Origin of the sequence: Pseudomonas marginalis (assembly GCF_008692035.1) — a bacterium.
GTDB classification, from domain to species: Bacteria; Pseudomonadota; Gammaproteobacteria; order Pseudomonadales; family Pseudomonadaceae; genus Aquipseudomonas; species Aquipseudomonas marginalis.
Genome location: NZ_VTFG01000002.1, coordinates 2,095,592 through 2,106,102, shown reverse-complemented (window position 1 = coordinate 2,106,102; position 10,511 = coordinate 2,095,592). Strand labels below are relative to the sequence as shown.

Below are 10,511 nucleotides of genomic sequence, written 5' to 3'. Positions count from 1 at the left end.
GGCCTCCACCTCTCAACGGTCGCCTGCCATGAACCGTCTGCGTCATACCTTGCTGATCTGCTGCTTCCTGTCGCCCCTGGCCTTTGCCGGCACCGTATTGGAAAACCCGCTGTGGCGAGTCGAACTCGACCCGGCCACCCTCGCCATCCGTGTGACACCCAGTGGCCAGCCCCAGGTGCAGGCCTCCAACGGCGTAGCGGCGCGTGCCGTCAGTCAACTGGCACAAAGCGCGCAACAGGTCCGTTGGCAATGGGACGACGGTGCCTATCGCCTGACTGCCAGCCTTGAGCAGCGCGACCTGGTGCTGTCGATCACGGCGCGGGAAGCCGGTGAGCTGCCGATTCTTCTGCAACCGCCGAGCGCCATGGGCCGAGGGTTGATATGGCCGTTGGCCGAAGGGCATTACGTGCCGGCCGGCCATGCCATGTGGAACGCTTTCCTGGTGGCGCAGGGTGACATCAACACCACCCAGGACCTCAGCCTGCCGCTGTGGGGCGTCGATCACGGCGCCTTTACCCTCAACTGGCTGCTGACCAATCCCTATAACAACCGCCTGCGCTGGCGGGGCCAGGCGTTGTCGCTGGCCCATGAGTTCACTTCGCTCGGGCCTGCTGCTCCCATGACCCTGCTGTTGCACCTGGGCGAAAGCGATCCCCTGGCCGGGGCCAAGCGCTATCGCCGATGGCTGGTCGCGCAGGGTCGCTATGAGCCCCTGGCAGACAAGCTGCGGCAAACCCCTGAGGCTGAAAAGCTGCTGGGCGCCAGCCATGTCTACCTGTGGGGCAATGACCTGCTGGCGCCGGAGGGTGTGCGTGATTGGCCGTTGTTGCTCCAGCGCTTGCGCGCTCATGAGCTCAGAGGCCTGTTGGACAAGGACTCCGCAGCGGTGCTGGTGCAGCCCCGCGCCTTGAATCGCTACGAGCAAAGCGTGCTGTTGCGCGGCCTCAACGCCGCGATCAACAGGAAGGCCCGGCAGAGTTGGCAGGTGGACGAGCCCGATATGACCCGTCTTGCCGCGCGCTATGGCGAGTTGCGTCGCGAATTGGCCGTGGACTTTGCCGGCGCCCTGCGCGATAGCCCCGGCACCTGGGGCAGCCAGGTGGTACAGACGCTGCGCGACGCCGGGCTGCCACGCTTGATGCTGACCCTGGGCGAAGGCTGGGAAGGCGGCCTCTGGCACCCAGAGACCATCCGCGCCGGTGTCGACGCCGGCTACCTGATGGCGCCCTACGATTCCTACCAAACCGCGTTGTCCGCCACCGAAAACCCCGACTGGACCACCGCCCACCTGGGCAGCCAGGCTTACCGCGACTGCGCCATCGTATTGAAGGACGGCACGCTCAAGACCGGCTTCCAGCAGTCCGGCCACTACACCGACCCGCGCTGCGTGCGGCCTCTGCTGGAGGCGCGGGTGAAAGCCGTGCAGGCCAGGGCCGGCTTCAACGCCTGGTTTCTCGATGCGTACGCCACCAGCATGCTGTTCGACAGCTACCGCACCAACGCACCGATGACCCAGGCGCAAAACGCCGAAGGCAATATCGATGCAGCCCGTTGGCTGAACACCACGCTGCAATTGCCGACCGGCTCCGAAGACGGCAACGCCATCACCGCCCAGGGCATCCTGTTCGCCCATGGCATGCAAACCCCGGTGCTGGGCTGGGGGGATCGCGACATGACCCAGGACAAACAGTCGCCCTACTACGTGGGCAACTGGTACCCGCCGGAACAACCGGCGGTGTTCTTCAAGTCGGTGCCGCTGAACGAGCCGTTTCGCACCCTCTACTTCGACCCGACGCTGCGCCTGCCGCTGTATCAGGCGGTGTTCCATGGCTCGGTGATCACCACCCATCACTGGCTGTTCGACAGCCTCAAGCTGAGCAATGTGCGGGCTGAAAATGAGCTGACCCAACTGCTCTACAACGTGCCGCCGCTTTATCACCTGAGTGCTGCGACGCTCAAGGCGCGGCTGCCGCTGATCCAGCGCCAGGATCGATTTTTCCGACCGCTGCATGAGCGCCTGGCCACCCAGGCGATGACCGGGTTTCGCTGGCTGACGGCGGATCGGCAGGTGCAGGAAACCACGTTTGCCGATGGCACGCGGTTGGTGGCGAATTTTTCCACGGGGTCCAGAGAGGGGTTTGCGGCAAGGAGTGTGACAGCGGTGGTGGATGGGACATCGGTGGTGTATCAGGTGCAGTAGGGGTGTCCATCAGTCCGTCATCGGGGGCAAGCCCCCTCCCACAGGGGCATGCATTCCAAATGTGGGTTGACTCAAGCCTTGCGCCAAACGCTGGCCAACCAGGGCTGCTGGGGTCGAGGCAACCCGGCGGGTCGGTAGTAATGCTCCAGTTCCACGAAGCCGGCGGCGGTGAGCAGTGCCTGCCAGGCCTCGAGGTCGTGATAGGAACCATAGCGCGGCCCGTTCCAGCCTTCCTGGTTCTCACCCCGTGGATTGGAACTGAACAGCACACCGCCGGGCTTCAACGCCCCATGCAGTTGCTTGAGCACACGGGGCAATTCCTGCTTGGGGATATGAAACAGCACCGCATTGGCAAAGATCCCGTCAAAGCGTTCGGCGGGCAGATCCAGCTTGAGGAAGTCCTGCTGCAACACCTCACAGCCGCTGTCTTCGCGCGCCATCTGCGCAAACCGCTCGGAGCCATCCAGGCCGACGGCGATATGCCCCAGGCGCGTAAAGGTCTGCAAGTCCCGCCCCGGCCCGCAGCCGAAATCCAGCACGGTAAAGGGCGCCGAGCCCTGGATATGCCGCAGCAGCGCGTCGATGTTCTGGCTCACATCGTGATCGCGGGTGCCTTCACGGAAGCTCTCGGCCACGCTGTTGTAGTGGCCGAGGGTGGTGGACGTGATCTGGTCGAGGTCGTCGGGCTTGAGGGGCATGGTGATGAATACCGGGCACTGAGATGGCCCGACTATACCTCACCTCTTGTTCAGCACTCGCGCCAGGCGATCGCCGCCGAGTTGAATCACCGCCACCAGGATCACCAGCAGCACAATCACCGTAAGCATGATCTGCGTATCAAAGCGCTGGTAGCCATAGCGATAGGCAATGTCGCCCAAGCCACCGGCCCCGATCGCCCCGGCCATGGCCGACGAGTTGATCATGGTCACCAGGGTGATGGTGAACCCGCCGACAATCCCCGGCAGCGCCTCGGGCAGCAGTACATGCCAGATGATGTGCCAGCGCCGGCAACCCATGGCCTGGGCGGCTTCGATCAGGCCGTGGTCGACCTCGCGCAGACTCACTTCGGCGATCCGCGCGAAGAACGGTGTGGCGGCGATGGTCAGCGGTACGACCGCCGCCCACACGCCATAGGTGGTGCCGACGATCAGCCGCGTGAACGGGATCAGCGCCACCATCAGGATCAAAAACGGAATCGAGCGGAACAGATTGACGAACGCCCCCAGCACCCGGTTCAGCGTCGGCGCCTGGTAGATGCCGCCCTTGTCACTGGTCACCAGAAACACCGCCAGCGGAATCCCCACCAGCAAGGCGATCAACGACGACACGCCGACCATCAACAAAGTGTCGATGGCGCCTTGCACCAAACGATCAAACCACATAGCCCAGCACCTCCACCTGTTGTGCCCAGTTCGCAGCGCGGTTGCGCAGTTCTTCGCTGTTATGGGGTGAGCCATTCACCGCCAGCAGCAGTTGCCCCAAGGCATGCCCCTGGATCCGTTCGACACCGCCCTGCAGTAAGCGCACGCGCCCGCCGAGGGCGCTGAACAGCGCGGCCAGGTCCGGTTCATCGCTGGCACTGCCGGTGAACTGCAAGCGCAGCACCACGGCGGCGTCCGGCGATTCAGGCTGGGGGTGCAAACGGCTTTGCAGTTCTTCCGGCAGCCCATGTTGCAGCGGCGCCAGCAGGGTCTGGCTGACCTCATGTTGCGGGTTGCCGAACACTTGCCACACCGGGCCTTGCTCGACGATGCGCCCGTGTTCCAGCACCACCACGCGGTCGCAGATGTCGCGGATCACCGCCATCTCATGGGTGATCAAGACGATGGTCAGGCCCAGGCGCCGGTTGATCTCGCGCAACAGGCCGAGGATCGATTGGGTGGTCTCCGGGTCGAGGGCCGAGGTGGCTTCGTCGCACAGCAGGATCTGCGGGTCGTGCACCAGCGAACGGGCAATGCCCACGCGCTGTTTCTGCCCACCGGACAGCTGCGCCGGGTAGGCCTTGTGCTTGTCCTGCAAGCCGACCAATTCCAGCAGCTCGCGCACTTTTTGCTCACGCTGGGGCTTGGGCACGCCGGCGACTTTCAGCGGCAATTCGACGTTCTGCCACACGGTCTTGGCCGACATCAGGTTGAAGTGCTGGAAGATCATGCCGATACGTCGGCGCAGCGCCACCAGGTGGTCTTCGTCGAAGTCGCCGATGTCCACCTGATCGATCAGCACGCGCCCGCTGCTGGGTTGTTCCAGGCGGTTGATGGTGCGGATCAGCGAGGACTTGCCGGCGCCGCTGCGGCCGATAATGCCGAACACTTCACCGCGCTGGATCGCCAGGTCGATGCCTTGCAAGGCATGCACGCCGCCGTCGTAGGTCTTGCCCAGGTTGATAAAGCGCACGTGCGCGCGGTTCAGGTCCGGATGCAGTTCTGTCTGTTCGGCGTCCCTGGGCGGTGAGCCCAGGTCGCGCAGTCGAGCGTGGGCGGCGGTCATTTTTTATCTTCCCAACCGACTTGGTAGAGCTTGCCGAGGGATTTATCCAGGGCGGCACGCACCACCGGCGAGTGCTGGTAGATGTCGACGAACTTGATCACGCGCGGGTCGGTTTTGCTTTTTGGCTGGATCACGAACTGGATCACGTATTCCGGGTGGTCGAGGCCGTCGAACAGCAGCGCCGACTCGGCATCGAAGGTCTTGGACAGGCGGATGTAGGCCGGGTAGCCCTGCACCAGGTCCGCGTCGTCATAGGCGCGCACCAGTTGCACGGCCTCGACTTGCAGGATCTTGATCTTCTTCGGGTTGCTGACGATGTCTTCTTCGGTGGCCTTGTAGCCCACGCCCGGCTTGAGGGTGATCAAGCCGGCCTTGGCCAGCAGTTGCAGGCCGCGACCGCTGTTGATCGGGTCGTTGGCAATCGCCACGCTGGCGCCCTGGGGCAGGTCGTTGATGCTTTTGTACTTTTTCGAATACAGCCCGACGTTGTTGATGATGCCCGGCGCGTACGGCACCAGGTCAAAACCGGCGGCGGTCTTGGCGTTTTCCAGGAACGGGATGTGCTGGAAGTAGTTCACGTCAATATCGCCGGCGGCCAGGCTGACGTTGGGCGCGATCCAGTCGGTGAACTCCACCAGCTCGACCTTCAAGCCTTGCTTGCCGGCTTCGGCGACGGCGGCCTCCAGGGGAATCGCGAAGGCGGCGGTGGTGCCGATTTTCAACGGTGCATCGGCGGCGAACACCGCCGAGCTGAACAACCCGAAGGCCAGGGCCAGTGCTTTGACTGGGTTATTGAGGAATGTCTTTTTCATAGTGGCTTTCCAGTCATAAGGTATTAGGGCAAACAATGCAGATCCAATGTGGGAGGGGGCTTGCCCCCTCCCACCTTTTTTGTTCAGTGGCGGTAGGTAGATCCGGTGTGTTGTTCGGGTAGGCGAGCACTGCCGTGGAAGACCTTTTCCCGCAGCGTGCCGCTCTCATATTCGGTCTTGTACGACCCCCGCTTCTGCAACTCCGGCACTACCAGGTCGATAAAATCCACATAGCTTTCCGGCGTGACAATGCGCGTGAGGTTGAAGCCATCCAGCCCGGTTTCGCTGATCCAGGATTCCAGCTCGTCAGCGACCTGTTCGGGGGAGCCGACCAGGGTGATATAGCGCCCGCCGAGGGCATGCTGTTCGAGCAACTTGCGTCGGGTCCAGTCGTTGTTCTGCAGATTCTTGGTGGCCGACTGGATCGCGTTGCTCTTCACGTACTGGATCGGCTCGTCCAGTTCGTACTGGGCAAAATCAATCGCGGTGGACGCCGAAAAGTGCGCGACGCCGGCCTCCGCGCTGGCATAGCTCAGGTACTCGGCATGCTTGGCCCAGGCCAGTTCTTCGGTGGCGCCGACGATCACGTTCAGCCCCATGAACACCTTGATGTCATCCGGGTTGCGCCCGGCCTCGACCGCGCTGGCGCGCACCTTGTCCACCTGCACCTTGGTCGCGGCCTTGTTCTGCCCGCTGATGAATACGCACTCGGCATGGCGCCCGGCGAACAACAGGCCACGGTCTGAACTGCCGGCCTGGAACAGCACCGGCGTACGCTGCGGCGACGGCTCGCACAGGTGATAACCCTCCACCTGGTAGAACTCGCCATGGTGCTCGACCTTGTGCACCTTGCCCGGCTGCGCATAGACCCGCGCCTGCGGATCGTTGAGCACCGCGTCGTCTTCCCAGCTGCCTTCCCAGAGTTTGTAGAGCACCTCCAGGTATTCATCGGCCTGGTCGTAGCGCCGGTCATGCTCGACCTGTTCGGTGAGGCCCATGGCCTTGGCGGCGCTGTCGAGGTAGCCGGTGACGATGTTCCAGCCCACCCGGCCGCGGCTCAGGTGGTCGAGCGTGGACATGCGCCGGGCGAACAGGTACGGCGGCTCATAGGTGAGGTTGGCGGTGAGGCCGAAGCCGAGGTTTTTGGTCACGGCGGCCATCGCCGAAACCAGCAACAGCGGGTCATTGACCGGCAGCTGGATCGACTCCTTGAGCGGCACATCAATGGAGTTCTGGTACACGTCATACACGCCGACGATATCGGCGATGAACAAACCGTCGAACAGCCCGCGCTCCAGGGTTTGCGCGAGGTCGGTCCAGTACTCGATGCTTTTGTACTGGGTGGACGTGTCCCGTGGATGGGTCCACATACCGTGGTTGATATGCCCGATGCAGTTCATGTTGAAGGCATTGAGCAGGATCTTTTTCTTTGCCATCAAATGGTCCCCCGCAGTGGCGGGTTTTCAGCGTTGAGGTAGTAATTGCCCACAGCGTGGTACTTCCAGCGCACCGGGTCGTGCAGGGTGTGCACGCGGGCGTTGCGCCAGTGGCGGTCGAGGCCGTGCTCGGCGAGGGTGGCCTGGCTGCCAGCCAGCTCGAACAGGGTGCTGCCGGCGGCCAGGGAAATCTCGGTGCTCAAGGCGCGGACTTCAGCGACGGCGATGGACGCTGCCGCCACGGTCTCTGCATTGCTGTCGGCCTGGGCGCGATCGAGGTAAACACCGGCACGTTCCAGCAAGGCTTCAGCGGCGTGCAGGCGAATGCTCAGGTGGCCGAAGCTCTTCAGGGTCAGCGGGTCTTCGGTGGCCTTGTCGTTGCCGGAGTCGATCCATGGGCGGGTCTTGGTACGCACAAAGTGCAGTGCATCTTCAAAGGCGGCGCGGGCGATGCCGGTGTCGATGGCGGCGTGAAGAATCTGCGCCAGCGGGCCGACCGTGGTCGGGCGTTCGAAAGCGCTCTGGAACGGGATCACGTCGTGGGCGGCGACCCACACGTTATCGAACACCACCGAGCCGCTGCCGGTGGTGCGCTGGCCGAAGCCGCTCCAGTCGTCAATGACCGTCAGGCCTTCGCTGTCACGGGGGACAAAGGCCAGTTGCTGGATGCCGTGTTCATCCACCACCGAGGTGGGGATGCGCTGGGCATAGATCGCGCCGGTGGCGTAGAACTTGCGGCCGGTGATACGGAAGCCGTCGCCGTCGCGGGTGATGGACGTAACACGGTCGTGGGCGGTCCTGGTGCCCAGTTCTGCCAGGGCGTTGCCGAAACGCTGGCCGGCGAGTACGTCGGCGTACAGGCGTTGTTGCTGTTCAGGGCTGCCATTCACGCGCAGCACTTCGAGGGCATAGAAATGGTTTTGCGGAATCTGGCCCAGGGAGGCATCCGCCTGGGCGATCAGGGCAATGACCTTGGCCAGGGTCACGTTGGAAACCCCCGCGCCGCCAAATGCCTTGGGCACGCTGATGCCCCACAGGCCGGAGCGCGAGAACACGTCCAGTTCGGGCAGCGGCAGGCGGCGTTCGCGGTCGCGCTGGGCGCTGTCGCGGCGCAAGTCTTCGGCCAGGTCGCTGGCGACAATAAGGGCCTGTTCGTCGCTGGTGATAACCGCGACACGGTGAGAAAAGGTCATGAGTTTCTCCAGAGGTCTGGTCGGTTAAATCCAGGAATGGCGAGCCGGCAACGTGCCGTTCAAGCGATAGGCGCCGACGGCGTGATACTTCCAGCGCACCGGGTCGTGCAGGGTGTGCACCCGGGCGTTGCGCCAGTGACGGTCGAGGTTGAATTCGGCGAGGGTGGCGCGGCTGCCGGCCAGTTCGAAGAGCTTTTCGCTGACCAGCAACGACACTTCAGTGGTGAGCACCTTCGCTTCGGCCACGGCAATCGACGCACGCGCGGCGGACTGTGCGGTGATCGGCGCGGCGCTGACCTGGTCCAGCACTTGCCCGGCCTTGCGCAACAGCGCCTCGGCGGCGTGCAGTTCGATCTTCAGCTTGCCGATATCGGCGATCACGTAGAGGTCATCGCTGGCGCGCTCGACCTTGGCGTCGATCCACGGGCGCGAACGCTCCCGCACAAAGGCGATGGTGTCATCCAGCGCGCCACGGGCGATGCCGGCGTCGATGGCGGCCTGGATCAGTTGGGAAACGGCGCCCTGGATAGTCGGGCTTTCGCCGATGCGCCAGTTGTCTACGACCAGTTCGGCGTCCACGGGCACGCGGTCCAGCAGCACGGTGCCGCTGGCGGTGGTGCGTTGGCCGAAGCCCGACCAGTCATCCACGATGCGCAGCCCTGCGGTGCCACGGCGTACAAACGCCATGACCTGCTTGCCGTCGTCGTTCAGCGCCTTCACGGCCACCCAATGGGCAAACAGCGCGCCGGTGGAGTAGAACTTCTGGCCGCTGATCACGTAACCATCGCCCTGGGCGGTGATGCGCGCCTTGAGCTCCAGGGTGTTTTTGGTGCCGCGTTCAGGTCCGCCATTGCCGATGCGCCAGCCGTCGAGCACGCTCTGGAACAGGTGCTCTTTCTGACGCTCGGTGGCGGCGCCCTGCAACACCTGCAGAATGCCGAAATGGTTCTGCGGGATCTGCCCGAGGGCCGGGTCTGCCGCGCTGATGATCGCGAACACCTCCGCCAGGGTGGTGAACGACACCTGTGGGCCGCCGTATTCGCGGGGGATGGAAATACTGCCCAGCCCACTGCGGGTGAATTGTTCGATCTGCGCCCACGGCAGCTTGCGTTGCTGGTCACGCTGGGCGGCTTGCAGGCGCGCGGCCTGGGCCAGCTCATGGGCAGCCTTCAGCGCCTCTGCATCGTTGCGCAGCACGGTGGCCGGCAACAGCAGGGGAGCAACGTCCAGATCACTCTGGGGGGGTGTTAGAGCCAAGTTAGACATCAGCGCCGCTCCTTGGCTGCACGTAATGCCCTGGCGTTATGCACCGGGGTAATTCTGACCATACCGACCTCGCATTCAATGAAATAAAAACAGAAAAATCAGAGATGTCCGGTGGTCCGGTGCATATACCCTAAGCGTGTTAAATATTTAAATAAACTAACTTTTGGGAATATGCATAGAAGGTCTGTCACCCCGGTTCACAGGGTGAGCCGAGGGGCCGTGGTTGGTAGACCCGCGCGGTCCCGGCCGGCTGGCTCGGCGCGCAGGCGGCAATGCGCAACGTACGTGTGGGCGCCCAGCGCGAATTGTTGCCGACACGATCGAGAATGCAGTACGTCACCTCCAGGCGGCTGTCGTCACCGGCCTCGACAATCACCGTCGAAGGCACCCACACCTGCACGACCACCCCGACGGCTTTGGCCTGGATCCTGGGCAGGTCCATGCGTACGTCTCCCCAGCGCAGGGTGATGGCATCGCCCGTGGCCATGTTCAGGTAAGGCGCGATGGTCAGCGGAATGCCCCGTCGCACCTGGCGACCGTTGACGCCGTAGCGACGGATGGACTCGGGCAAACCGACGGGGGCGAGGTTGTGGTTTTCGTCGCTGTACAGGGGGGAGGGCTGGCCGCCGGGGTATCGGGTCTTTACACACACACCTTTCACGGCCGAGCGGGCAGGTGCACGACCGACTTGCATGACCTGGTAATGCACCTGGGCCAGGCCGTCCAGCACAAAACTTTCCGGCACCCGCAGATGGGTCGGCGAGCCGACCTTGCACGCGCTCACCCTGCGTGAGGCGGCAAAGCAGTTGTTCCAGAACAGTTCGATCAGGTCGCCCTCATCCATGCCGGGGTAAGGCGCGATGTCCACCTGCAGTTGACTGGCCGCCAGTGCGTTGATGCCGTGCCGGTTAGCCTGGGGCAAGGTGGGGGCCGTGAGCAGGGCCGGGGTTGCAGTGCGCGTCATAAGTAATCTCCTTGATGCAGCCAGCAGCAATCGTTCCAGCCCCGTGGCGCGGGTGCGCAGGTGGGCTGAAAGGAACGATTCAGTGAGTAGCCGGGATAGGATCCAATCCTCTGGACGCTAGATAAGAGGGTTGACCAAGGAGCGTCAATGGCG

Annotated in this window: 9 protein-coding genes; 1 reads left to right on the top strand and 8 read right to left on the bottom strand. The window is 63.6% G+C overall.

The features are described from left to right. Positions 1 to 28: 28 nt before the first annotated feature. On the top strand, positions 29 to 2,200 hold the full coding sequence (locus FX984_RS29875; protein ID WP_146476785.1) for a glycoside hydrolase: 2,172 nt from the start codon (positions 29 to 31) through the stop codon (positions 2,198 to 2,200). 71 nt (positions 2,201 to 2,271) lie between these two features. On the opposite strand, the gene FX984_RS29870 is transcribed toward FX984_RS29875, so the two are convergent. The 8 genes from FX984_RS29870 to FX984_RS29835 all read right to left on the bottom strand — a co-directional run bounded on the left by FX984_RS29870 (position 2,272) and on the right by FX984_RS29835 (position 10,358). Continuing rightward, positions 2,272 to 2,898: a class I SAM-dependent methyltransferase gene (locus FX984_RS29870; protein WP_027607842.1), complete on the bottom strand. Its 627-nt coding sequence runs from the start codon at positions 2,896 to 2,898 to the stop codon at positions 2,272 to 2,274. A 39-nt stretch (positions 2,899 to 2,937) separates the two neighbouring features. Beyond that, a complete protein-coding gene (locus FX984_RS29865; RefSeq protein ID WP_027607841.1) occupies positions 2,938 to 3,582 on the bottom strand; it encodes a methionine ABC transporter permease in 645 nt (214 codons plus the stop codon). Beyond that, complete coding sequence (locus tag FX984_RS29860) at positions 3,572 to 4,687, bottom strand: methionine ABC transporter ATP-binding protein (RefSeq protein ID WP_092358658.1); 1,116 nt, start codon at positions 4,685 to 4,687, stop codon at positions 3,572 to 3,574. The genes FX984_RS29865 and FX984_RS29860 overlap by 11 nt, the downstream gene beginning before the upstream one ends. Next, on the bottom strand, positions 4,684 to 5,499 hold the full coding sequence (locus FX984_RS29855; RefSeq protein ID WP_027607839.1) for a MetQ/NlpA family ABC transporter substrate-binding protein: 816 nt from the start codon (positions 5,497 to 5,499) through the stop codon (positions 4,684 to 4,686). Before FX984_RS29855 ends, FX984_RS29860 begins: the two co-directional genes overlap by 4 nt. An 83-nt stretch (positions 5,500 to 5,582) precedes the next feature. Next, the gene (locus FX984_RS29850; RefSeq protein ID WP_146476786.1) at positions 5,583 to 6,935 is read right to left on the bottom strand and encodes an LLM class flavin-dependent oxidoreductase; all 1,353 of its coding nucleotides are present in this window, start codon (positions 6,933 to 6,935) and stop codon (positions 5,583 to 5,585) included. Continuing rightward, on the bottom strand, positions 6,935 to 8,128 hold the full coding sequence (locus FX984_RS29845) for an SfnB family sulfur acquisition oxidoreductase (RefSeq protein WP_092358662.1): 1,194 nt from the start codon (positions 8,126 to 8,128) through the stop codon (positions 6,935 to 6,937). The genes FX984_RS29850 and FX984_RS29845 overlap by 1 nt, the downstream gene beginning before the upstream one ends. Before the next feature lie 24 nt (positions 8,129 to 8,152). Continuing rightward, positions 8,153 to 9,394 (bottom strand): SfnB family sulfur acquisition oxidoreductase, encoded by a 1,242-nt coding sequence (locus FX984_RS29840; protein WP_027607836.1) that lies wholly within the window; start codon positions 9,392 to 9,394, stop codon positions 8,153 to 8,155. A gap of 187 nt (positions 9,395 to 9,581) precedes the next feature. Further along, a complete protein-coding gene (locus FX984_RS29835) occupies positions 9,582 to 10,358 on the bottom strand; it encodes a hypothetical protein (RefSeq protein ID WP_027607835.1) in 777 nt (258 codons plus the stop codon). Between the last annotated feature and the right edge of the window lie 153 nt (positions 10,359 to 10,511).